Origin of the sequence: Pseudonocardia sediminis (assembly GCF_004217185.1) — a bacterium.
Classification (GTDB): domain Bacteria; phylum Actinomycetota; class Actinomycetes; order Mycobacteriales; family Pseudonocardiaceae; genus Pseudonocardia; species Pseudonocardia sediminis.
The window spans coordinates 1,121,949-1,144,906 of record NZ_SHKL01000001.1; the positions used below are offsets into that span (position 1 = coordinate 1,121,949).

The 22,958-nt window shown below is 73.5% G+C and carries 21 protein-coding genes; 8 read left to right on the forward strand and 13 right to left on the reverse strand.

Going from position 1 to position 22,958, the window contains the following annotated elements:
* Nucleotides 1-10: 10 nt before the first annotated feature.
* Entirely contained in the window at nucleotides 11-1,747 is a 1,737-nt protein-coding gene (locus tag EV383_RS05495) for a pyruvate dehydrogenase (protein ID WP_130288895.1), read from the reverse strand.
* Nucleotides 1,748-1,767: 20 nt separating this feature from the next.
* Nucleotides 1,768-3,051, reverse strand: a complete 1,284-nt coding sequence (locus tag EV383_RS05500) for an acetyl-CoA hydrolase/transferase family protein (RefSeq protein WP_130288896.1) — start codon at nucleotides 3,049-3,051, stop codon at nucleotides 1,768-1,770.
* A 145-nt stretch (nucleotides 3,052-3,196) separates the two neighbouring features.
* Between EV383_RS05500 and EV383_RS05505 the strand changes: the two genes are divergently transcribed.
* Nucleotides 3,197-3,658, forward strand: coding sequence for a universal stress protein (locus EV383_RS05505; RefSeq protein ID WP_165438242.1), 462 nt, complete (start codon nucleotides 3,197-3,199; stop codon nucleotides 3,656-3,658).
* A gap of 11 nt (nucleotides 3,659-3,669) precedes the next feature.
* On the opposite strand, the gene yidD is transcribed toward EV383_RS05505, so the two are convergent.
* Nucleotides 3,670-4,125, reverse strand: coding sequence for a membrane protein insertion efficiency factor YidD (gene yidD / locus EV383_RS31610; protein ID WP_207223445.1), 456 nt, complete (start codon nucleotides 4,123-4,125; stop codon nucleotides 3,670-3,672).
* A 163-nt stretch (nucleotides 4,126-4,288) separates the two neighbouring features.
* Between yidD and EV383_RS05515 the strand changes: the two genes are divergently transcribed.
* Nucleotides 4,289-6,247: a serine/threonine-protein kinase gene (locus EV383_RS05515; RefSeq protein ID WP_130288898.1), complete on the forward strand. Its 1,959-nt coding sequence runs from the start codon at nucleotides 4,289-4,291 to the stop codon at nucleotides 6,245-6,247.
* A 7-nt stretch (nucleotides 6,248-6,254) separates the two neighbouring features.
* Here the strand turns inward: EV383_RS05515 and EV383_RS05520 are convergent, their stop codons facing one another.
* Nucleotides 6,255-6,917, reverse strand: a complete 663-nt coding sequence (locus tag EV383_RS05520) for an alpha/beta fold hydrolase (RefSeq protein WP_130288899.1) — start codon at nucleotides 6,915-6,917, stop codon at nucleotides 6,255-6,257.
* Between the two features lie 413 nt (nucleotides 6,918-7,330).
* On the opposite strand from EV383_RS05520, the gene EV383_RS05525 reads away from it, so the two are divergent.
* Nucleotides 7,331-7,486 (forward strand): hypothetical protein, encoded by a 156-nt coding sequence (locus EV383_RS05525; RefSeq protein WP_130288900.1) that lies wholly within the window; start codon nucleotides 7,331-7,333, stop codon nucleotides 7,484-7,486.
* A 203-nt stretch (nucleotides 7,487-7,689) separates the two neighbouring features.
* On the opposite strand, the gene EV383_RS05530 is transcribed toward EV383_RS05525, so the two are convergent.
* The 4 genes from EV383_RS05530 to EV383_RS05545 form a co-directional block, all read right to left on the reverse strand.
* Nucleotides 7,690-8,583, reverse strand: coding sequence for a beta-keto acid cleavage family enzyme (locus EV383_RS05530; RefSeq protein ID WP_242622914.1), 894 nt, complete (start codon nucleotides 8,581-8,583; stop codon nucleotides 7,690-7,692).
* Nucleotides 8,584-8,720: 137 nt separating this feature from the next.
* On the reverse strand, nucleotides 8,721-10,277 hold the full coding sequence (locus EV383_RS05535) for an MFS transporter (RefSeq protein WP_130293949.1): 1,557 nt from the start codon (nucleotides 10,275-10,277) through the stop codon (nucleotides 8,721-8,723).
* A gap of 79 nt (nucleotides 10,278-10,356) precedes the next feature.
* Nucleotides 10,357-10,842, reverse strand: coding sequence for a hypothetical protein (locus EV383_RS05540; protein WP_130288901.1), 486 nt, complete (start codon nucleotides 10,840-10,842; stop codon nucleotides 10,357-10,359).
* Nucleotides 10,843-10,895: 53 nt separating this feature from the next.
* On the reverse strand, nucleotides 10,896-11,543 hold the full coding sequence (locus EV383_RS05545) for an isochorismatase family protein (protein WP_130288902.1): 648 nt from the start codon (nucleotides 11,541-11,543) through the stop codon (nucleotides 10,896-10,898).
* 409 nt (nucleotides 11,544-11,952) lie between these two features.
* Between EV383_RS05545 and aroQ the strand changes: the two genes are divergently transcribed.
* Both aroQ and mgtE read left to right on the forward strand, forming a co-directional pair.
* The gene (gene aroQ, locus EV383_RS05550; protein ID WP_242622916.1) at nucleotides 11,953-12,567 is read left to right on the forward strand and encodes a gamma subclass chorismate mutase AroQ; all 615 of its coding nucleotides are present in this window, start codon (nucleotides 11,953-11,955) and stop codon (nucleotides 12,565-12,567) included.
* A gap of 119 nt (nucleotides 12,568-12,686) precedes the next feature.
* Nucleotides 12,687-14,018 carry a magnesium transporter gene (mgtE, locus tag EV383_RS05555; RefSeq protein ID WP_130288903.1) on the forward strand — a complete coding sequence of 444 codons (1,332 nt, stop codon included), beginning with the start codon at nucleotides 12,687-12,689 and terminating at the stop codon, nucleotides 14,016-14,018.
* Nucleotide 14,019: 1 nt separating this feature from the next.
* Here the strand turns inward: mgtE and EV383_RS05560 are convergent, their stop codons facing one another.
* Both EV383_RS05560 and EV383_RS05565 read right to left on the reverse strand, forming a co-directional pair.
* Entirely contained in the window at nucleotides 14,020-15,312 is a 1,293-nt protein-coding gene (locus EV383_RS05560) for an MFS transporter (protein ID WP_207223446.1), read from the reverse strand.
* A gap of 38 nt (nucleotides 15,313-15,350) precedes the next feature.
* Entirely contained in the window at nucleotides 15,351-15,971 is a 621-nt protein-coding gene (locus EV383_RS05565; RefSeq protein WP_130288904.1) for a TetR/AcrR family transcriptional regulator, read from the reverse strand.
* Nucleotides 15,972-16,133: 162 nt separating this feature from the next.
* On the opposite strand from EV383_RS05565, the gene EV383_RS05570 reads away from it, so the two are divergent.
* Entirely contained in the window at nucleotides 16,134-17,117 is a 984-nt protein-coding gene (locus tag EV383_RS05570) for an SDR family NAD(P)-dependent oxidoreductase (RefSeq protein ID WP_130288905.1), read from the forward strand.
* Nucleotides 17,118-17,123: 6 nt separating this feature from the next.
* Here the strand turns inward: EV383_RS05570 and EV383_RS05575 are convergent, their stop codons facing one another.
* A complete protein-coding gene (locus EV383_RS05575; protein ID WP_130288906.1) occupies nucleotides 17,124-18,749 on the reverse strand; it encodes a glycoside hydrolase family 13 protein in 1,626 nt (541 codons plus the stop codon).
* Nucleotides 18,750-18,844: 95 nt separating this feature from the next.
* On the opposite strand from EV383_RS05575, the gene EV383_RS05580 reads away from it, so the two are divergent.
* Together EV383_RS05580 and EV383_RS05585 are read left to right on the forward strand one after the other, a co-directional pair.
* Nucleotides 18,845-19,870 (forward strand): LacI family DNA-binding transcriptional regulator, encoded by a 1,026-nt coding sequence (locus EV383_RS05580; RefSeq protein WP_130288907.1) that lies wholly within the window; start codon nucleotides 18,845-18,847, stop codon nucleotides 19,868-19,870.
* Between the two features lie 69 nt (nucleotides 19,871-19,939).
* Nucleotides 19,940-20,776, forward strand: coding sequence for an SAM-dependent methyltransferase (locus EV383_RS05585; RefSeq protein WP_130288908.1), 837 nt, complete (start codon nucleotides 19,940-19,942; stop codon nucleotides 20,774-20,776).
* Between the two features lie 19 nt (nucleotides 20,777-20,795).
* Here the strand turns inward: EV383_RS05585 and EV383_RS05590 are convergent, their stop codons facing one another.
* A complete protein-coding gene (locus EV383_RS05590; protein ID WP_130288909.1) occupies nucleotides 20,796-21,446 on the reverse strand; it encodes a hypothetical protein in 651 nt (216 codons plus the stop codon).
* A gap of 470 nt (nucleotides 21,447-21,916) precedes the next feature.
* Complete coding sequence (locus EV383_RS05595) at nucleotides 21,917-22,954, reverse strand: alpha/beta fold hydrolase (protein WP_130288910.1); 1,038 nt, start codon at nucleotides 22,952-22,954, stop codon at nucleotides 21,917-21,919.
* Nucleotides 22,955-22,958 lie beyond the last annotated feature (4 nt).

Here is a 22,958-nt window from a genome sequence, read left to right on the forward strand (position 1 = left end):
GGGGCGCGGGTCAGGGGCGGGGGATGGAGCGCAGGTTGGACCGGGCCAGGTCGAGCATCTTGCCGACGCCGCCGTCGAGGACGGTGCGGGTCGCGGCCAGGGCGAAGCCGCGGACCTGGGTGGCGGTGATGTGCGGCGGGATGGACAGCGCGTTCGGGTCGGTGCGGACGTCGACCAGCGACGGGCCGCGGTGGTCGAGGGCGTGCCGGATCGCGCCGCGCACCTCGGTCGGGTCGTCGACGGCGACCGCGTCGATCCCGGCGCCGCGGGCGATGGCGGCGAGGTCGGCGGGACCGTGGTCGGTCTGGAACGACGGGTAGCCGGCGACCATCATCTCCAGGCGGATCATGCCCAGCGACCCGTTGTTGAACGCGACGACGGTCAGGTCCAGGTCGTGCTCCGCCGCGGTGAGGAGCTCGCCGAGCAGCATCGTCAGGCCGCCGTCACCCGACAGCGAGACGACCTGGCGCCCGGGGTGCGAGCAGGCGGCGCCGATCGCGTGCGGCAGGGCGTTGGCCATCGTCCCGTGCCAGTGCGAGCCGATGATCCGGCGGCGGCCGTTGGGCTGTAGGTACCGGGCGGCCCACACGTTGCACATCCCGGTGTCGACGGTGGCGATCGCGTCGTCGGCCATCTCCTCGTCGAGCACCGAGGCGACGTACTCGGGGTGCACGGGGCGCAGGTTCTCCACTTTCGTCGTGTACGCCGAGACGACCTTCTCCAGCGCGTCGGCGTGCTTGCGCAGCATCCGGTCCAGGAACGACCGGTCGGTCTTCTGCGCGATCTTCGGCAGGAGGGCCGCCAGGGTGGCACCGACGTCGCCGTGCACGCCCAGGTCCAGCACGGTGCGCCGGCCGAGGTGGGAGGGGTCGCGGTCGACCTGCACCGTGTGGGCCTGCGGCAGGAACGAGTCGTAGGGGAAGTCGGTGCCGAGCAGGACCAGCAGGTCCGCCTCGTGCGTGGCCTCGTAGCAGGCGCCGTAGCCGAGCAGGCCGCTCATGCCGACGTCGTAGGGGTTGTCGTACTGGATCCACTCCTTGCCGCCGAGCGAGTGCCCGATCGGGGAGTTGACCTTCGCGGCGAGCTGGAGCACCTCGTCGCGGGCGTCGCGGATCCCGGCGCCGACGAACAGCGTCACCGAGCCCGCGGCGTCGATCCGGCGCGCGAGCTCGTCGACGCGGTCCTGCGCGGGGACGACGGTCGCGGTGGGGACGACGAGGTCGCTCGTCCCGGTCGCGGCGGCGGCCGGCTCCGCGCTGACGTCGCCGGGCAGCACCAGCACCGCGACGCCGCGGCGGGCCAGCGCGGCCTGCATCGCGATCCGCTGCATCCGGGGCATCTGCTCCGGGCGCGAGATCAGCTCGCAGTAGACCGAGCACTCGCCGAAGAGCTGTTCCGGGTGCGTCTCCTGGAAGTAGCCGGTGCCGATCTGCACCGACGGGATGTGCGAGGCGATCGCGAGCACCGGGGCGCCGGAGCGGTTGGCGTCGTAGAGGCCCTGGATCAGGTGCGTGTTGCCCGGTCCGCAGCTGCCCGCGCAGACGGCGAGACGGCCGGTGAGCTGGGCCTCCGAGGACGCGGCGAGGGCGGCGGCCTCCTCGTTGTGGACGTGCACCCAGGCGATGCGTCCGTCGCGGCGGATCGCGTCGGCGAGGGGGTTGAGGCTGTCCCCGACCAGGCCGTAGATCCGCTCGACCCCGGCCTGGTGCAGCAGCTCGATCATCTGATCGGCGACGGTCGTGCTCATGGTGGGTGTGTCCTCTCGGGTCAGGGAAGCATGCCCGCGGTGCGCGCGTCGCGGCGCAGGTCCTCGCGGTGGTCGGGGTGGGCGATCGCGATCAGTTCACGGGCCCGTTCGGCGATCGAGCGTCCGCGCAGCGAGGCGACACCGTACTCGGTCACCACGTGGTCGACGGTGTTCTTCAGGGTGGTCACGACGCTGCCCTCGGTCAGCGCGACGCGGATCCGGCTGCGACCCGAACGGGTCGCGGAGTGCAGCACCAGGAACGCCCGCCCGCCGGGGGAGTACATGGCCCCGCGGGCGAAGTCGGCCTGCCCGCCGGAGGAGGACCAGTACCGTCCGGCGATCGTCTCGCTGGCCGCCTGCCCCATCAGGTCCACCTCGGTGGTGGCGTTGATCGAGACGAAGTTCGGCTCCTGGGCGACGACGCGCGGGTCGTTGGTCCTGTCCACCGGCAACATCAGCACGTCCGGATTGTGGTCGAGCCACCCGGCCAGCTCGGCGTCGCCGAGGCAGAACGTGGTGACGTGCTTCCCCGGGTGGGTCAGCTTGCGCGCGCCGGTGACGACGCCCTTGCGGATCAGGTGCATCAGGCCGGTGGACAGGCACTCGGTGTGCACACCGAGGTCACGGTGGTCCTCCAGGGCGGTCATCATCGCGTCCGGGGTGCCACCGACGCCGACCTGCAGGCACGCGCCGTCGGGCACGAGGTCCGCGACGTGTGCGGCGATCGCACGGTCGAGGTCGTTCGGCGGGCGGCGGCGCACCTGCGGCAACGGCGCGTCGGTGCGGATCCACCCCGCGACCTGGTCGCCGGGGACCAGGTTCTCGCCGGTGGTGAACGGCATCGCCGAGCTGACCTCCAGCAGGAACGGCACCTCCCCGATCATCGACGCGACGTAGTCGGCGTTCATGCCCAGGCTGAACCGGCCGAACTCGTCCGGTCCGGCGGCCGCGGCGAGCACCAGGGTCCGTTTCGTGGCGTCGCGCAGCAGCAGCGGCATCTCGCTGAAGTGGTTCGGGACGAGGTCGCACTGCCCGTCCCGATAGGCCTGCCGGGACCCCGGTCCGAGGTAGTAGTCGACGTGGCGGAGCCGGTCGCCGAACTCGCCGCGGATGTAGCGGCGTTCGACGAACGGGTCCATCCGGTGAACCCGGACGCCGTTGCACTGCGGGGCGATCTCCTCGAGCAGGTCCATCACCGTCGTCGGTTCGCCCTGGCCGATCGGCACGATCAGGTCCGCACCGTCGGGGACCAGCTCGCGCAGGCGGGCCGTGGCGGCCGCGCGGTCGAGAGGCTCCTGCGTCATGGGACCGGGGTTCCCGTTCGCGTCCACTTCGAACGATCCCGCCGTGTGACGGTCGTCGTCGGCCGGGCGCGGCCACTCACCACACCGTGTGACGGGGCACTCCCGCGCGAGCGGCGCGGCGGAGGGTGCGGCCAGGATGGGGACGATGCAGAGGATCACGGTGGGTGTGGACGGGTCGCCGACGTCGAGGGAGGCGCTGCGCTGGGCCGCGGACCTGGCCGGACGCGTCGGCGCGGAGCTCGACGTCGTCCGGGCCTGGCGCTACCCGCCGGCGCCGAGCGAGTGGAACGCCGTCCCCACGAACTACGGCTTCCTGCCGCAGATGCCGGAGGAGGGCCAGGTCGAGCTGGCCATGACCGAGGAGCTCGACGAGACCGTCCTGTCGGTGCTCGGCGAGGACCCGGGACCCGCCGTGACGAAGCGCGTCGTGCGCGGACACCCGTCGGAGACGCTCGTCGAGGAGTCCCGCGGCACCGACCTGCTGGTGCTCGGCCGCCGCGGGCACTCCGGGGTGGCGGACTTCCTGCGACTGGGCTCGGTCGCGCGCACCCTCACCGAGCACGGGCACTGCGCCGTGGTCGTCGTCCCGGTGCCCGACGCGGGCTGAGTCCCGGCCGGTCAGCGGCCGCAGTCGCGTACCCGGCGCGCGGCCGCGGCGAGGCCCCGCCGCGGCCCGAGCTCCTCGACGGCGGCCAGCGCGTAGGCGCTGCAGCTCGGCGTCGACGGGCAGCGGGGCGTCCAGCGGGTGAGCCGGCGGCGGTAGAAGCGCAACGCGGCGACGGCCGTCGACCCGCTCGCGGCGGGCGGGGTCAGCGCCGCCACGGCGAGCAGCACGGTGGACAGTCGCATCAGGTCGCAGCCGCTGCAGGCGTCGCAGCCGTCGCAGGTCTCGCACCCGTCGATCCAGTCGCAGCCCCATTCGCAACCGCCGTCGGTCGGGTCCGAGGCCTCCCGGGCCTCCTTGCGTGTCTCGCTCGTGTGCCGGCGCAGCCGCCGCCACCAGCGCTTGAGGCGTGACTCCTCCGGCGGGGTCCCGTCCTCACCGGGGTCGGCCGGGACGTCCTCGGGCAGCATCGGCGTCTCCTCGGTCGTGATCGTCTGATGATGTCGGTGGGAGCCCCTGTCCCGTTTCCGTCGGGCGGTCGTCACCGGTGCGCCGATCGGGTGAGAAGGTCGTGCGCGGGCGATCATAGGATCGCCGCGACGACCGAGGGGGTCCGCTGTGGAGCCGGGGAACGTGCTGTTCGACCGGTACCGCGTCGTGCGGCGGATCGCGTCCGGCGGGATGGGTACCGTCTTCGAGGCCCGGGACCTCGCGCTCGACCAGCCGGTGGCGCTCAAGCGGGTCTGCTACGCCTCGCACCCCGAGGCCGACGGCACCCGGGCGCGGACCCTGCGCGAGGCCCGCACCGCCGCCCGGCTGCGCGGGGACCCGCACGTGGTCTCGATCTACGACGTCCAGGTCTCCGACGACGACGTGTGGCTGGTCCTGGAGTATGTCCCCTCGCGCAGCCTGGCCGAGGTCACCGCCGGGGGTGTCCGCCTCGACGTGCGGACCGCGGCCCGGATCGGCGCGGCGGTGGCCCGCGGGCTGGCCGCGGCGCACGCCGGTGGCGTCGTCCACCGTGACGTCAAGCCCGGCAACATCCTCATCGCGACCGCCGACGGCACGGCGAAGCTGACCGACTTCGGCATCTCGCACGCCGACGGCGAGTCGACGCTGACCGTGACCGGCGAGGTGTCGGGCACTCCCGCCTACATGGCCCGCGAGGTGGCCCGCGGCGAGGACGCGACCCCGGCGTCCGACGTGTTCTCCCTGGCCGCGACGCTGTACGCCGCGGTGGAGGGAACGGGCCCGTTCGGGCCGCAGTCCAACCCGCGGGCGATGGTCTACCGGGTCGCGAACGAGCCGGTCCGGCCGCCGGAGGTGAGCGGGCCGCTCGGGCCGCTGCTGATGGCGATGCTCGCCGACGATCCGTCGCAGCGCCCGGGCGCCGCCGCCGTCGCGCGGTGGCTCGACGACCTCGCCGGACGCCCGCTGGTGACGTCCGGGGCGCCGGGCGGGACCGTTCCCGGTCCGCCCGGTCCGCCGCCGTCGTTCCCGCCGGGTCCGGGTCCGGCGGGCCCTCGATCCCCGGGGCCGCGGGGCGGGCCGGGTCCCGCCCCGCCGGGCGCCCCCGTCACTCCGGGCGGCCCCGCGACACCGGACGGTCCCGCCGCGTCCGACGGGTCCGCGCCGACCCGCGTCCGGCGGCGACGGTGGCCGCTCGTCCTCGGCGCGGTCGCGCTGGTCGCGGTGCTGCTCGTCGCCGCGTTCGTGGTGTTCGGGCCCGGCTCCTCCGCCCCGGAGGACACCGCCGCGGCACCGGTGTCGCCGCGCGCCGTCTCCGGGGACCCGCGCCGGGCCGACCCGTGTGCGCTGCTCGACCAGGCCGTCCTGCAGGGCTTCGGGGCGGCGATGCCGGTCGTCGCGTCCTCGCTGCCGGGGTGCCGCACCGACGTGGTCCCGCCGGGAGGGCAGGTCGTGCGGGTGTCGGCCTACTTCACCGGCGGCACCGACGAGGGAGGCGCCCCGCGGCAGGTCGGGGACCTGACCGAGGTGCGCGGCACCCAGACCACCGACGCCGACTCGCGCGGCCTGAGCTGCTCGCACGGCATCGGTCTCCCGGACGGCGACGCGGTCCGGTTCGACGTCGAGTCCTTCGACCCCGGCGTGGCGCCCTGCACCGTCGCCGACCGCGTCCTCGACGCCGCGACCGGACGCCTGCAACGCGACGGCATCACCTACGACCCGGCCCGCAACGCCGGGAGTGTTCTCGCCGGTGCCGACGCCTGCCAGGCGCTCGACGGGCCCGGCCTGGCGCGCGCGGGCGTCGACACCCGGGCGTTCCCCGGCTTCGCGAACTGGTCGTGCTCCTGGGGGACCGCGCAGACCTACGCGACGGTCGCGTTCGGCGTCACGACCACCGAACGGGGCGTCGTCGGGGACCCGGTGGCGCCGGTCGGCGGTGACGCGGCGTTCTCCCGGCCCGAGGGCGGGGGGTGTGTGCTCAACGTCCTGCGCCCACCGCTGCCCGACGGCCGCGTCGAGCTCGTGACCACGACGGTGCAGGTCGCAGGCGCCCCGCGCGAGCGGATGTGTACGGCCGCGGCCGACCTCGCCGCGACGGCCCGGTCCCGGCTGCCGGCGGGCTGAGGGGCCCTCACCCCGCGTCGAGCAGGATCCGCTCGAGCTCGGCCGGCGCGTCGCGCATCAGGTTGTGTGCGGAGTCGAGAGCGTGCACCGTCCACGCCGGGTCCTCGCGCAGCCGCTCGTAGGTCGCCGCGAACGGTGACAGGCCCGGCCACCGGGTCGCGTAGACGTAGGTCCGCGGGCAGTCCGGGCCCGGCCCGGTGATCCGGGCGCGCTGCAGCAGCGTCGCCAGCGGGTGGGCGGTGGCGCGCGGGTCGAAGAACGGCAGCGGGGGCACGGCGAACCCGGAGTCGTCGACGCCGAGGTACCACTCGCGCTGCTCGTCGGTCGTCAGCGACCAGCACGAGTCGCCGTCGCGGGGGACGAAGGCGTCGAGGTACACCAGGCCGCGGACCCGCTCCGGCGCCCGGTCGGCGACCGACCCGACGACCATCCCGCCGTAGCTGTGCCCGACGAGGACCGCGTCGTCGACCCGCTCGGCCTCCAGCAGCGCGAGGACGTCGGTGACGTGGGTGTCCAGGTTGACCGTGGAGGTCAGCAGGTGCGCGCGCTCGGACAGCCCGGTCGGGGTCACGGTCAGCACCCGGTGCCCGTGGGCGCGCAGGCCCTCGGGCAGCGGCTCGAAGCACCAGCCGCCGTGGCACATGCCGGGGACGAGGACGTAGGTGGACATCGGGCTCCCTCTCTCCGTGTGGACTCCGTTCCACCTTCTCCCGGGCGAGGAGAGAAGTCGAAGAGCTGGATGTGCTGCAAGCCAGAAGTGACGGTTCTGGCGGCGCGACCGTCGGCCGCATGGTGCGGCGTTCCGGCACGACGACCGTCGGCGGCGCCGTGCGGTGTCATACGTACGTCCGACGGCGGCAGGTCGGGATACGGGCGAACGACTTCTGGTCCGTTGGGAGCAGCGATCGTCCCGGCCGATGCGGCGCCGAGACCGTCGCGGTACCTCTCCGTGACGGCGGACCGTTCCCCCGTTCACCCGTTCGTCTCTACTGCGTCGAACGGTGGCCGCGGCACCGCGTTGCGCTCTGCGTTCGGTGTGTCTTTCAGGTACGTTTCCGCCACCTTCGACGAAGAGGTTCCACAATGATCGTTCTCGGTGTCATCCTGCTGCTGATCGGCTATTTCACCAGCATCTCCATCCTCTACTACATCGGCGGCATCCTGCTGATCATCGGTGTGGTCTTCCTGATCCTCGGCGCGATCGGCCGTCCCGTGGGTGGTCGCAAAGCATGGTTCTGACCAGGGTGGTCTCGTTCCGGTAACAGTTCTGCCGGCTGAACGGACCACCTGACCCGGATCCACCGACGGGCCTCTCCGGATACTGCTCCCGCAGTACCGGAGGGGCCCGTCGGTATTTCCGGACACCCTCACTCTTTGTCTTACCGGCGAACCGGTCGGGAAATTCGACGAGGTGTAGGAGTTCGCGTCGGGAATGTGCGGGATCAACGAATTCCGGAAGAGGTGACCCCGAGTAGTGCCCGTGCCTGCGCGGAGGTGGCCGGCACCCGGCCGAGCCGGTCCAGCAGGCGCAGCGCCCCGTCGAGCAGGTGGGCGTTCGTCGGCGTCCCGGGTCCGGCGTAGTCCTCGAGGCCCACTCGGACGTGCCCGCCGCGCCGGATCGCCAGCTCGGCGAGCCCGCTGCCCACGACGTCGCCGCCGAGCACCGCCACCGACCACGGCAGCCCGGACGGCTCGAGCATCTCGAGGTAGGCCTCCAGCGCGGCGGGTGTCGGCGGCAGCCCGAACTGCAGGTCGTCGGCGAAGTACAGCTTGACGATCGCGCCCGGTGGCACCCGGCCGTGGCGGTGCAGGGTCAGCGCCGTCCGCAGGAACCCCGGCTCGAAGATCGAGATGCTGGGCCCGGCACCGAGCTCGGCGCTGCGGGCGAACATGTACTCGGTGTCGTCGATGCTGTTGAGGTACGGGCCGGCGGCCGCGGCCGGCGGGGTGCGCCCGTCGGCGGTGAGGCCGACGTTCACCGACCCCGGGTCGACCAGGCTCAGCCCGCCGAGACCGCGTCGGGCCAGCTCCTCGACGTGCGCCCACCGCCGCTGCACCGGGATCCCGCGCGCCCCGGCGGCCATCGTCGGGTAGAGCAGCGCGTCCGGGAACCGCTCCAGGACCGGCGCCCACGCCTGGAGGTACGGCTCGACGGCGTGTATCCCGTCCTCGGTGAACATCGGCTCGTCGTTGTGGTTGTGCACGATCGCCGCGCCCGCCTCCAGCGCCGCGCACGCCACGTCGGCGATCTCGGCGGGGGAACGGGGGACGTTCGGGTTGGCGTCGCGCGTGGTGGCGCCGTTGAGCGCCAGCTCCAGGATCACCGGTGAGTCCATGCGGGACAGCATCGCCTCGGTGGCCGTGCGTTGTCGCGCCCGCGCGCCGATCCGCACCCCGTCCGGTGATCCGCACTCCCTGCAGGGCGTGCGGATCGCGGAACGGGGTGCGGATCGGGCCGGGCGGGTGCGCCGGGTCAGGCCGGACAGGGTTCCGGGGTAGGGGTGCTGGGGGCGGGGGTGTCGCGCAGGACCACCACGGCCAGCACCGCCACCGCCGTCGCGATCAGCCCGGCCACCACGGACGTGACCTGCATGCCCGTCACGAACGCCTCCCGCGACGCCGCCAGCAGCGCCGACGCCGACGGCTCCGGCAGCGTCGCCGCCGCCGCGACCGCGCCCCCCAGGGTGTCCTCCGCGGCCGAGGCCACCGGTCCGGGAACCCCGGCCGGCATCGTCGAGTCGAGCCCGGCCCGGTACAGCGCCACGCCGACGCTGCCCAGCACCGCGATCCCCAGCGCGCCGCCGAGCTCCGCGGCGGTCTCCGAGATCCCGGACGCCGCCCCGGCCTTCTCCGGCGGGGCGGTCCCGACGACCAGCTCCGTGGTCAGCCCGAACACCGGTCCCATCCCGAGCGAGACGACGACCGACGCGGCGACCAGGGCGACGAGGCCGTGGTCGACCTGGACCTGGGCCAGCAGGAACAGCCCCGCCGCCGACGACACGAGCCCGCCGCCGACGACGAACGCCGGTCGCACACCGGCCAGCACCCGTGGCGCGAGCTGCGAGGACAGCACGAACGCCGCCGCCGACGGCACCGACCACAGCCCGGCCTGCAGCGGCGTCAGCCCGAGCACGAGCTGCAGGTACTGGAACACGAACAGGAAGTATCCGACCATCACGAAGATCGACAGGAAGTTGACGACCAGCGTCGCGCTGAACGCAGGGACCCGGAACAGGCCGACGTCGATCATCGGGTCGTCCAGGCGCCGCTGGCGGCGCGTCCACGCCACCCCGACGGCCACACCGAGGCCGACCGCGGCCACTGCCGTCAGCGAGAGCCCGTCCTGTGCGAGCTGCTTGAGCCCGTAGACGACGGCCAGCAGCGCCACGATCGACATCGCCGCACTGAGCGGGTCGAGCCGTCCGGCGTCCGGGTCGCGGTACTCGGGCAGCACCTTCGGCCCGATCACCAGCAGCGCGCCCATCACGGGGATGGCCAGCAGGAACACCGACCCCCACCAGAACGCCTCCAGCATCAGCCCGCCGAGCACCGGCCCGACCGCGCTGCCCGCGGAGAACGCGCTGATCCACACGCCGACGGCGAGCGAGCGCTGCTTCGGGTCGCGGAACATGTGGAAGATCAGCGACAGGGTCGACGGCGCGACCGTCGCCCCGGCCAGCCCGAGCAGTGCCCGGCTGACGATCAGCATCTCCGGCGTCGTGGAGAACGCGGCCAGGACCGAGACCAGCCCGAACGCCGCGGCCCCGACCAGCAGGAGCCGCCGCCGTCCGATCCGGTCGCCGAGCGTGCCCATCGTGACCAGCGCGCCGGCGACCATGAAGCCGTACACGTCGATGATCCACAACAGCTGCGTGCTCGACGGCGCGAGGTCGGCGCTGAGGTCCGGGACGGCCAGGTGCAGCACCGTCAGGTCCATCACGTAGAGCAGGCACGCCAGCGCGAGGACGGCCAGGCCGACCCACTCCCGCCGGGTCGCCCTCGGTGGTGCTGCCGCGGTGTCGGTGTCCATCACGTACGTCCGCCCCATCCGGTTCTTCTCGTCAGGGGAGACCGTGGGGCGGCGCGGGACTCATCGGTGGGGGACGGTGTCAGCCCTCGTGCCGGTCGGCGTCGCGGTCGCGCTGGCGGAGCAGGCGGCGCTGTTCGGCGGCGTCGCGGCGGCGGTCCCGGTCCTGGATCGCGGACCACCGGTCGGCCTTCGCGGTCGGCGTCGCCGGGGGCTCGACGCCGTGCCACGAGCGGGTCGCGTCCCGGGCCGCCGCGGAGCGCTGGCGGGCCACCCGGGCCCGCTGCGAGGTGGTCGGGCCGGGCTTCTTCCCCCGCGGGGCCGGGGCCTGCTCCTCCGCGGGCGGGGGGAGCTCGTCGTCGGGGAGCGGATCCGGCTCGGCGAGGAACGCGGCGAGCTCCCGTTCCCGGGCGGCGGCCTCGGCCTCCTGCCGGCGCTCGAGCGCGGCGTCGCGGGCGGCGATGTCGCGACGGTGGGCGTCGTCGAGGGCGGCCCGTGCGGCGGGGGTCAGCTCGACGAGCGGGGGCCCGCCGTCGTCGTCGAGACGATCGAGATCCACCGCGTGCACGTCTCCATCATGAACGACGGTCCGCCGGACGGTCACGGGCGGCGTCGGCGGCGTCATCCGCGCGCGGGGATCTCCTTCAGGTAGGCCAGGGCGTCGTCGAGGCTGATCACGTCGCCGTACTTGGCCTGGATGTCGAACAGGTTCGCCTCGTGCGGGCCCTGCGCGCGGTCGCCGACGCACTCGCGCGGGACCAGCACCGGGTAGCCGGACTGGAGCGCGTCTACCACGGTCGCGCGCACGCAGCCGCTGGTCGTGGCCCCGCAGACGATCACGGTGTCCGCCCCGACGGAGGCCAGGGTCGTGGCCAGCCCGGTGCCGAAGAACGCCGACGCGCCCTTCTTCATGACCACGTGGTCGGCGTCGGTGCGGGGCAGCCGCGGGTCGATGTCGACGGCGGGGGAGTCGGCCTTCAGCGCTCGCATGCCGGGGGCCTTGTGCAGCCAGCCGACGGTGTCCATCTCGGCCGGGGTGTAGCCGATCGTGGTGTAGACGACCGGGACCCCGGCCGGGCGCGCGGCCAGCACCAGGGACGCCGTCGCCGCGACGACGTCGGACAGGTCGGCACCGGTCGGGTAGGACGGGTCGGTGAACCCGGTCGTCAGGTCGACGACGACGATCACCGGCCGCTCCCCGCGGCGGACGGGGGAGCCGAAGCCGGCGCGGTCGTAGGTCTGGTCGGTCTCGGAACCGTGCACGCTCATGTGGAACTCCCTGTCTCGCGGACCCGCTCGCCGGACGTCGTGCATCCCCTCCCCGATCATCGGGCATCCGGGGCCGCGACAGCGATCGAGCGTCACGTTCCGGCTGCCGGTTTCGCCGGAACGTGACGTTCGGCGTGACCACGGGGCGGCGGCGACCATCGGCCGTCACGTTCCGCTGCCGGCAGCGCCGAACGTGACGCTCGACGAGGCCCGGGGCGCGGTCGTCGGGCGTGACCGCGGAACGTGGCGTCCTGTGACGTCCCCCCCCCGGTCGGGCCGGCGGCCGGTGATCGACGTTCGTGTACATATCGAGGCCACCGGTGGCCCGGATCTGCACACACTCGTCGATCATGGCGGGTCTCTGCGGAGGGACCGGATCCGTTCGCCGGCGCGTCGTAGGGTCCGAGTCGTGCACGGTGTCGTCACTCGTCTGCTGGTGATCCTCGCGATGGTCTCGACCGTGGGAGCGTGTGCCGGCGGGCCACCCGCGGCGCCGACGACCGGCCCGCCGCCGTCTGCCCCCGCCGCCGTCCCGTCGCCGCCTCCCGCGCCGACGGCGGGCCTGACCGGGCTGACCCACCTGGCCGCGCGGCGGATCGCCCTGTCCGACACGGTCGCCGCGGCCAAGTTCGGGACCCCGACGCCGATCGAGGATCCGGTCCGCGAGCAGCAGGTGGTCGACGCCGCCGGCGCGGCGGCCGCCCGCGACGGTCTCGACCCGGCCGGTACGCAGGCGTTCTTCCGCGACCAGATCGAGGCGAGCAAGGTGGTGCAGCGCGGGTTGTTCCGGCTCTGGGCCGACCGCGCCGACCTGCGCCCCCGGGCTCGCCCGGGTCTGGCCGCCGTCCGCCCGGAGCTCGACCGGATCGGCGCGGAGATGGTGACGCAGCTACGCGTCACCACGCCGGCGCGGACCGCGGAGAGCTGCCCCGCGGAGCTGTCGTCCGACGCCGCCTCGGTCGGCTCGGACGCCCTGCACCGGGAGGCTCTGGGCGTCGCGCTGCGCTCGGTCTGCCGAGGGTGAGCCGTGGCCGGGTCGCCGGTGCGCGCACCGGACCGGCGGCGCGCGGCCGCACCGGTCGGGCAGCATCGGGAGCATGAACGAGTCGGACCGGGTCGACCGCACCGTCCGGGAGACGACCGATGCCCGTCGATGACATCCGCGCGTCGGTGCGCGACGGCGACCTGCCCGCGGTGTCGCGACGGCTCGACGGGCTGCCCGCGCACGAGGTCGCCGACCTGCTCGCCCGCCTCGACGAGAGCAGCGCCGGCCTGGTGTTCCGGATGCTCGGCAAGGACGAGGCGCTGGCCGCGTTCGAGGACCTCGACCCGGTGTCGCAGCACGGGCTGCTGCGCGGCATGCGCGACGGCGCCGTCGGCGAGCTGGTCGAACGGATGGAGCCCGACGACCGCGCGCGGATGCTCGGCGAGGTCCCGGCGTCGGTGGCGAACCGGGTGCTGGCCGGGCTGAGTCCCGGCGAGCGCGAGATGACGGCGTCGCTGCTCGGCTACCCCGCACGCTCGGCCGGGCGGTCGATGAGCCCGGAGCTGGTCAGCCTGCACTCGGACGACACCGTGGCCCGCGCCCTGGACCGGGTGCGCCGCGACGGGGCCTCGGCCGAGACCGTCTACACGCTCCCGATCGTCGACGAGGGCCGCTGCTACGCCGGCGTTGTCACCCTGCGCCGGCTCGTCCTCGGCGACCCGGGTGCCACCGTCGGAGAGCTGGCCGACCCGTCCGCGCCGTGGGTGCTCGCGACCGACCCGGCCGAGGACGCCGCGCACCTGATGCGCGAGACCGACGTGCTCGCGCTGCCGGTGCTCGACGCCGAGCACCGGCTGTTGGGGCTGATCACCATCGACGACGCCGTCGACGTCCTGGAGCAGGCGCAGACCGAGGACACCGCACGCCAGGCCGGGGCCGCCCCGTGGGCCGGGCACTACATGGCGCAGCGGGTCTGGCCGCTGGCGCGCTCGCGGGTGGTGTGGCTGCTGCTCCTACTCGTCGCGGCGACGCTGACCGTGAACGTCCTGCAGTTCTTCGAGGACACCCTGGAGACGGTCACCGCGCTGGCGCTGTTCGTGCCGCTGCTGATCGGGACCGGGGGCAACGCCGGGGCGCAGGCCGCGACGGCCAGCGTGCGGGCGGTCGCGGTGGGGGAGGTGCGGCCCTCGGACGTCCTGGCCGTCGCCTGGCGCGAGGCGCGCGTCGGGATCGCGCTGGGCGCGATGCTCGCCGTTGCCGCGCTCGGGATCGGCAGTGCCCTGGTCGGGATGCGGATCGCGGTCGTCGTGGCGATCTCGCTCGTCGCGATCTGCGCCTGGGCGGCGACGATCGGGGCGACGATGCCGCTGGTCGCCAAGCGACTGGGCATCGACCCGGCCGTGGTCTCGGCCCCGGCCGTCACGACCCTGGTCGACGCCACCGGGCTGATCATCTACTTCGTGGTCGCGCGGGCCGTGCTGGGCATCTGAGTCACGCGGCGGCGGACAGGTCCCGGTCGCGGGTCTCGCGCAGGGCCAGCACACAGAGCAGGCTCAGCACCGCCAGCAGCGAGATGAAGCCGCCGATCGCGATGCTGCCCAGGCTCGCCTGCAGCGCCGTCGCCACCAGAGGCGGGACGGCGCCGCCGAGGACACCGCCGAGGCTGTAGGCCATCGACGCCCCGCTGTAGCGGTGCCGGGTGTCGAACAGCTCCGGCAGGTAGGCGGCCATCGGACCGTAGGACAGGCCCATGATCGCCAGCGCCCCGCCGAGGGCGACGACGATCAGCACCGGCGAGCGGGTGTCGAGCAGCGGGAACATCACCAGCCCCCACACGATCCCGGCGACGCAGCCGGCGAGCACCACCCGTCGTCGCCCGAAGCGGTCCGAGGCCAGCGAGCTGGCCGCGGTGAACAGCCCGAGGAAGATCACCGCGATCATCGTCAGCAGCAGCATCTCGGTGCGCGGGATCTTCAGGATCGACGTGCCGTAGGACAAGCAGTACGTCGTCGCGGTGTAGAACAGCGCGTACTGGACGATCATCGCGCCGGAGCCGAGCAGCAGCTCGCGGGGCTGGTGGCGCAGCAGCCCGGCCAGTGGCACCCGTGCCGGGGACGCGCGGCGGAACACCGGCGACTCGGCGATCCCGAGCCGCACCAGCAGCCCGACCAGCACCAGGACGGCGCTGGCCAGGAACGGGATCCGCCAGCCCCAGGCGGCGAACGTCGCGGAGTCCATCCCAATGCTCAGGCCGAGGAACACCCCGTTGGCCAGGATGAACCCGATCGCCGGACCGAGCTGCGGGAACAGCGTGTAGAGACCGCGCTTGCCGGGCGGGGCGTGCTCGGCGGCCAGCAGCGCCGCTCCGCCCCACTCACCGCCGAGACCGATGCCCTGCACGAACCGCAGCACCACCAGCAGGATCGGCGCGAACACCCCGAGCGTCGCGTAGCCGGGCAGCGCCCCGACCAGGGCGGTGGACAGGCCCATGGTCAGCAGCGACGCGATGAGCATCGACTTGCGGCCGATCCGGTCGCCCCAGTGCCCGAACAGCGCCGAGCCGAGCGGGCGGGACAGGAATGCGACGGCGTAGGTGGAGAACGCGGCGAGCGTCCCGGCGACCGGGTCGAGGTTCGGGAAGAACGCCGCGTTGAGCACGAGCGCCGCGGCGATGCCGTAGGCGTAGAAGTCGAAGAACTCGATCGTCGTACCGATGAACCCGGCCACGGCGATCCGGCCCATGGACACTTCCGGCACGGCCTCCGTGCCCACCCCCGACGTCATGCGCGGCATCGTAAGCGATGCTCACGACAACCGGGAGCTTATCGGGCCCGGAGGCCGTCCACCAGCAGGTCCAGCAGTCGTCCGGCCTGGGCGCGGCCCTCCGGTTCGCCCGCAGTCATGCAGACCCCGCTCATCCCGACCAGCACGTCGGAGCCGCCGACGCACGCCGGTGCACCGTCGGACGGCGTCTCGGTGACGTCGGACGGCGCCAGGTCCGGGCGCAGGGTCCCGTCGGCCGCACCGGCGGCGAGCAGCCGCCCGACGGCGGCGCCCATCCGCTCGCGACTGTGCGCGAACGGCGTCCCGCCGCTGGCGACGACGGCGCGCAGGGCGTCGGCCATGTGCTTCTTGGTCACCATGTAGTCGACGAACCGGTCCATCCACGCGCGCAGCGCCTGGTCGGCGGGCAGCGTCGTCAGCAGGTCGTCGGCGGCGTCGCAGAGGCGGTCCAGCTCGTTGCGGTACACGGCCTCGACCAGCGCCTCCCGGGTGGGGAAGTGCCGGTAGAGCGTCCCGATCCCGACGCCGGCGGACTTCGCGATCCCGTCCAGCGTCGCGTCCGTCCCGCCGGCGGCGAAGGCGGCCAGGGCGGCGTCGAGCAGCAGCTCGCGGTTGCGGGCGGCGTCGGCGCGCATCCCGCGGCGCGTGCTGGTGGACATGGTCCCTCTCTCTCGCGACGGTGACGTCGGTGATCAGCGTAGTTCAGATTTCGGCTTGCCAACCGGAGAGTACTCCGTTTAGAGTTCTCCCAGTACCGGAGGATCCTCCGATTCTAGCCCCGGGCCCGCTTTCCCGGACCCCTCGCAGACGGGAACCCCACCATGACTGCGCCCACTCTCCTGCGTACCCCGTTCGACGCCACGACCACCGCCGACGAGGTCCTGGCCGGCGTCGACCTCTCCAGCCGCCGCGCCGTCGTCACCGGCGCCGCCTCCGGCATCGGCTACGAGACCGCCCGCGCCCTGGCCGGCGCCGGTGCCGAGGTGACCCTCGCCGTCCGCGACGTCGACGCCGGCGAGCGCGCCCGTGCCGAGATCGCCGAGGTCACCGGCAACCCGATGGTCCGCGTCGGCGAGCTCGACCTGGCCGAGCCGACCTCGGTCGCCCGCTTCGTCCGTCTCTGGGACGGGCCGCTGCACATGCTCGTGAACAACGCCGGCGTGATGGCCACCCCCGAGACCCGCACGTCGGCGGGCTGGGAGCTGCAGTTCGCGACGAACCACCTCGGGCACTTCGAGCTGGCCACCGGCCTGCACTGGGCCCTGACCGCCGTCGACGGCGCGCGGATCGTCTCGGTCAGCTCGAACGCGCACCTGCGTGCCGGTGTGGACCTCGACGACCCGCACTTCCTGGACCGTCCCTACGACCGGTCGCTGGCCTACGCGCAGTCCAAGTCGGCGAACGTGCTGTTCGCGGTCGAGGCGGCGCGGCGGTGGGCCGACGACGGGATCAGCGTCAACGCGCTGACCCCCGGCGGCATCCGCACCGGTCTGCAGCGCCACATCTCCGACGACGATCTCGCGCGCCTGCGTGCGAAGGCCGGAGCCGGTGCCCCGCAGTGGAAGACCCCGCAGCAGGGCGCGGCCACCTCGGTGCTCCTGGCCGCGTCCCCGCTGGTCAGCGGCGTGACCGGGCGGTACTTCGAGGACGTCAACGAGGCCGCGCCGGCCGAGCCGGGCGTCTACCGGGGCGTCGCCGCGCACGCGCTCGACCCGGTCGCCGCCGCAGCGCTGTGGGACCTGTCCGAGCGGGCCGTCCGCGACGACACGTGGTCGCACTTCTCGGCCTGGCCGATCGCGGCCTGAGGGCCGTCAGGCGTGGCGCAGCCAGACCGTCGTGTCGGCGGGGACGGCGCCGTAGCGGGTGAGCGGGCCGCTGGTCAGCATCACCTCGGCGTCCTCCGGCAGTGAGACCGGTGCGGACGAGACGTTCACCAGTGCGGTGAAGCCCGGCTCCCGGGTGAACGCGAGCGTGCCCTCCGGCGAGTCCTTCCAGGTCAGCTCGCCGCCGCCCAGCGCCGGGTGTGCCTTGCGGAGCATCAGTGCGTCCCGGTAGAGGTGCAGGATCGACTCCGGGTCGGCGTCGAGCGTGTCCGCCACGCAGGCGGCGAACTCCGGGGGCTGGGGCAGCCACGAACTGCCACCGAAGCCGTACGGCGGCGAGCTGCCGGACCAGGGCAGCGGCACGCGGCAGCCGTCGCGTCCGCGCTTGGTGTGCCCGGACAGGACCCACGTCGGGTCGTCGAGCTGGTCGGTGGGGATGTTCTCCGCCTCCGGCAGGCCCAGCTCCTCGCCCTGGTAGAGGTACGCGGTGCCGGGCAGGGCGAGCATCAGCAGCGTCGCCGCCCGGGCCCGTCGCAGGCCGAGGTCGAGGTCCGCGGGCAGGTCGAGCAGGTCGTCGAGCTGGTAGCCGCGGCCGGACTCGGGCTTGCGGGCCAGGCGCGAGACGTGCCGGGCGACGTCGTGGTTGGACAGGACCCACGTCGCCGGCGCGCCGACCGCGTCGTTCTCCGCGATGGCCTCGGTGATGTTCTCCTTCAGGTCCGGGGCCAGCCACGCCGCGCGCAGGAAGTTGAAGCTGAACGCGGTCTGCAGCTCGTCCGGACGCAGGTAGCGGGCGAGACGCTCCGGGTCGGGCACCCATGCCTCGGCGACGTAGACCTTCGGCGGGTCGTAGGAGTCGGCGATCCGCCGCCAGGACCGGTAGATGTCGTGCACCTCGTCGCGGTCGAGGTAGGGGTGGTTGCCGTCCTGCTCGTCGTTCACGCCCTCGACGACGTCCGGCAGGCCGTCCTGCTTGATCATCGAGTTCGCGACGTCGATCCGGAACCCGTCCACGCCCCGGTCGAACCAGAACCGCAGGGTGGTCTCGAAGTCGTCGCGGACCTCGGCGCTGTTCCAGTTGACGTCGGGCTGCTTGACGTCGAACAGGTGCAGGTACCACTGCCCGTCCGGAACCCGCTCCCACGCAGGCCCCCCGAACATCGACTCCCAGTTGTTCGGCGGCTGCGCGCCGTCCGGGCCGCGTCCGTCGCGGAAGACGTAGCGCTCGCGTTCCGGTGAGCCGGGGGCCGCGCGCAGGGCCGCCTGGAACCACTCGTGCTCGTCGGAGTGGTGGTTGGGCACGATGTCGAGCAGCACCTTGATGCCGCGCTCGTGCGCCTCGCGCAGCAGTGCCTCGGCCTGGGCGGTGTCGCCGAACGCCGGGTTGATCGCGCGGTAGTCGGCCACGTCGTAGCCGCCGTCGGCCAGCGGCGACGGGTACCAGGGGTTGATCCAGATCGCGTCGACGCCCAGGCGGGCCAGGTGGCCGAGCTTGCCGCGCAGCCCGGCGATGTCGCCGACGCCGTCACCGTTCCCGTCGGCGAAGCTGCGGATGTAGACCTGGTAGACGACGGCGTCGCGCCACCAGTCGATGTCGTTCGCGGTCGCGGTCATACCCTCTCCCGTGCTCGTGTTGCCTGCTGTTTCATACTGTTTCACAGCGTTGCACGGGCTGTCGACGTGCTTGCAGGATGACCTGGGGAGGCGTGATGGAGGAGACGGGCAGGGTCGGGGTTCGCGACGTCGCGCGCCTCGCCGGCGTGTCCCCGGCGACCGTGTCCCGGTCGCTGCACGGCGCGACCTCGGTATCCGCGCCGACCCGGGAGCGGGTGTTGCGCGCGGCGTCCGAGCTCGGCTACACGCTGCCCGGCGCACCGGCGCCGCCCGGATCCACGACGACGGTCGGCGTGCTGGCGCGTTTCCCGCGCCAGTGGTTCTTCGCCGAGGCGATCAGCGGCGTGGAGCAGGTCCTCTCCGCGGCCGGGTTCGGCACGTTGCTGCACAACCTGGGGACGACGGCCGGGCGCGCGCAGTTCTTCGCGACGCTGCCGGTGCGCGGGCGGGTGGACGGGCTGATCGTCGTCGCGTCGGCGTTCGGCGACGCCGAGATCGCGGCGCTGGACTCGCTGGAGGTGCCGATCACCGTGGTCGGCGGGACGCTGCCGGGCAGGACACGGGTCGGGGTGGACGACCGGGCCGGGGCGCGGACCGCCGTCCGGCACCTGGTCGGGCTCGGGCACACCGACGTCGGGCTCGTCTCGTTCGACCCGGACGAGGCCTGCGGGCGCCAGACCACCGAGCTGCGCCGCCTCGGCTTCGACGACGCGCTCGCCGAGGCGGGGCTGTCCGTGCGCGACGGGTGCGTGGTCTCCGACGGCGCCGACGTCGCCGCCGGCACGCGTGCGGCGGAACGGCTGCTGTCCGCGTCGCCGTTGCCGACGGCGGTGTTCGCGATGTCCGACGAGCTCGCGTTCGGCCTGGTCCGGACGCTGCGCCGGGCCGGGGTCGACGTGCCGGGGCGGGTCTCCGTCGTCGGGTTCGACGACCACGAGCTGGCCGGGGTCTCCGACCTCACCACGATCGCCCAGCCCGTCCGCCGTCAGGGCGAGCTCGCCGCGCGGGCGCTGCTGGACACGCTCGCCGGTTCCGGCGCCGGTGACGTCGAACTGCCGACACGTCTCGTGGTCCGGGGCACCACGGCGCCGCCGTCCGGACGGCCCGGCGCGCGCGGGTGACACCTCGTGAGAGGCACCCACCAGTGTGGATACGATCGCCGGACCGGACGCGAACGCGGGAGGGCCATCGTGACGCAGGGGGAGCGCCGGCAGGCTCCGATCGACCTGAACGTGCCCAGCGTGGCGCGCTGCTACGACTTCGCCCTCGGGGGCAAGGACAACTACGAGGTCGACCGGGCCGCGGTCGCCGCCGTGGAGTCGCTGATCCCCGAGGCCGGCGTGTTGGCCAAGGTGAACCGGGCCTGGCACATCCGGGCGACGCGGTTCCTGGCCGGGACGGCCGGGATCCACCAGTACCTCGACCTCGGCGCGGGCCTGCCCACCGTGGAGAACACCCACGAGGTCGCGCAGCGGATCGACGCGCACGCCCACGTCGTCTACGTCGACAACGACCCGTCGGCGGTCGCGCACGGCAAGGCGCTGCTCGACGACGACGACCTCACCCGCTACGTCGAGGGCGACCTCACGAAGCCGGCGCAGATCCTGGACGACCCGGTCGTCCGGTCGCACCTGGACTTCTCGGAGCCGATCGGGCTCTACCAGAGCGCCACGCTGCACCACCAGCCCGACGAGGCCGACCTGCCGGGGATCATGCGCGAGTACGTCGCGGCCCTGGCTCCCGGCTCGTACGTCGTGCTGAGCCACTTCTGGGACCCGGGCGGCGAGGCCGGGGCGATGGTGCGCCGGATCCGCGAGATCATGCTGGAGCAGGGCCTCGACGGCGAGTACTTCCGCACCCGCGAGCAGATCCTGCCGATGCTCGACGGTCTCGAGCTGGTTCCCGGCAACGCGGACACCGACGAGGGTCTCGTGCCGCTGCTCGAATGGTGGCCGGACGGCCCGCCGATGGCCGAGCCGGGCGTCGTCCCGCAGTGCATCGTGGGGGCGGTCGGCCGCAAGGCCTGACGCGGACCGGCCTGCGGACCTAGGACTTCTCCGGCCCGGCCAGGCGGTGCAGGAGCGTCATCACCTCGTGCAGGGTGGTCTCGACGACCTGCAGGCGTGCCAGCTCCGGGTGGTCGGTGATCCGGTCGGGCCGGGTCGGGGACGTGCCGGCGGGGCCCGGTGCGGGGGCGGGCCGGGGCTCGGTCGCACGCTCGGGTCCGTCGGTCCTGTCGTGCCCGCTCGCGTCCCGGCTCTCGTCGGTGTCGGGTGTGGTGGGCACCGCCGCGATCCGGCGGGGGAGGACCCCCACCGACGGTGGGTCGGGCGTGACCGTGCCGTCCGCCTGCTCACCGTCCGACCGGTCCGCCTGCTCACCCACGGCCGGTCCGCGCTGGAGCTGCTCCAGTCGTTCCAGGGTCGCCTTCAGCGTGGCCTCGGCGCTGTCCGCGCGGACCGTATCGTTCCGTCCGTGCGCGACCAGCGCGGCCACCCAGGACGCCCAGGAGTCCACCTCGGACCGCCGGTACCCCCACGGCGCGGTGCCGAAGACCGGGGGCGCGGCGCCGTCCGGTGAGGTCGCCGGGTGCCCGTCCGGGACGTCGCCGATGTCGGCGAGCGGACGGAAACGCGCCGCGACACCACCGGATCGGATGTCACGGTGCGGGTCGTCCCGTCGACGTTCGGTGACCATGGGACCAGTCAACTCATACGTTCGGGGGTGTCGCGACCCGGAACGGAGGAGCGTGGCCAGTCGGTCGGTGAAAGGTCTCCCGGGCGGCCCGAGTCCTCTTCGGACCGATGATCGGGCCCAGCGCGGCGTCCGCGTCGACGAGCGGTTCGCCCGTCCGTCCTCGTCGACCGCCGGAACTGTCGGGGGTGCGTGCTCTCCTGGTGGGAGGAGGGAGGCGCGATGAGCTACGTGCACGGGCACTGGCGCGAGACGGGGTGGGTCCGCGGGCACTTCCGGCATCCGCTCCGGTCGGGGCCGGGCCAGGTGGTGTTCCCGGTCGTGTCGCCGGTCCGTATCGACCTGGGCCGCTACGCGGAGATCTCCTGTCCGTGGCCGCGCCCGCCGGAGGGTGCCGGGGTCGCGATCCCGGCACCCCGGGCCCCGGCACCCCGGACCTCGGAAGAGGGGCCCGGGGCGGCCGGGGAACGTCGTCAGGCGTCGAGCATCTCCGCGATCACCGCGTCGACCGCGGCCTGGTCCTCCTCCCGGAGGCAGAACATGCCGAAGTGACCCATCGGCGTCTCGATCGGGCGGCGGTGCCCGTTCGGGATGTGCGCGCAGTCGGCGTCGTGGTCCTCCGGCGGGAAGAACAGGTCCTCGGAGAACGAGGCCACGAAGAACTGCGCGGTGATCCGTCCCAGGGCAGCGGCGACGTCGCCGCCGGTGTGGTCGGAGATGTCGCCGGCGCGCCACTTGCTCGCCTGGGCGAGGAGGTTGTTCGGGTCCATCGGGGCGAAGTAGCCCCGCAGGAAGCCCTGGCGGAAGTCGTTCGACGAGACGAAGCCCAGGCTCCGCCACAGCTCGTCGCGGTAGAAGGCGGCCGAGAACCCCATCAGCGAGAACGCCACGGCGTGCCGCTTGAGCGCGAGACGCAGGTCCGCCGAGTCGGAGTAGAAGCCGTCCTTGAACTCCGGGTCGGAGGTCAGCAGCTCGGTGTGCAGGTCGATGAAGACCTGGTTGTGCACGGGGGTGCGGCCGTTCCCGGCGAAGACGGCCCCGCGCGGCACCATCTCCGGGAAGCGCACGGCCCACTCGTAGGTCTGCTGCGCGCCCATCGACCAGCCGAGGACGGCGTGCAGGGTCGAGATGCCGAAGTGCTCGGTGACGAGCCGGTGCTGGGCGATCACGTCGTCGGCGATCGCGAGCGGCGGGAACTGGCCGCGGTCGTACGGCGCCGGGGTGTTCGACGGGCTGGAGGAGAACCCGCCACCGAACTGCCCGGGCAGGATGATGAAGTACTTCGACGGGTCCAGCGGCCGTCCCTCGCCGATGAAGATCTCCATCGACGCCGACGTGCCCGAGTACATGTGCGGGAACAGGACGGCGTTGTCCTTGGCCGCGTTGAGCGTGCCGTGGGTCTTGTAGGCGATCCCCGCCTCCGGGAGCGTGTACCCGCTCCGCAGCGGGAATCCGCCCAGGTCGTAGTACTCGTGCTTCCCGTGGACCTCGTCGGTGTAGTACGCGTTCATGCTC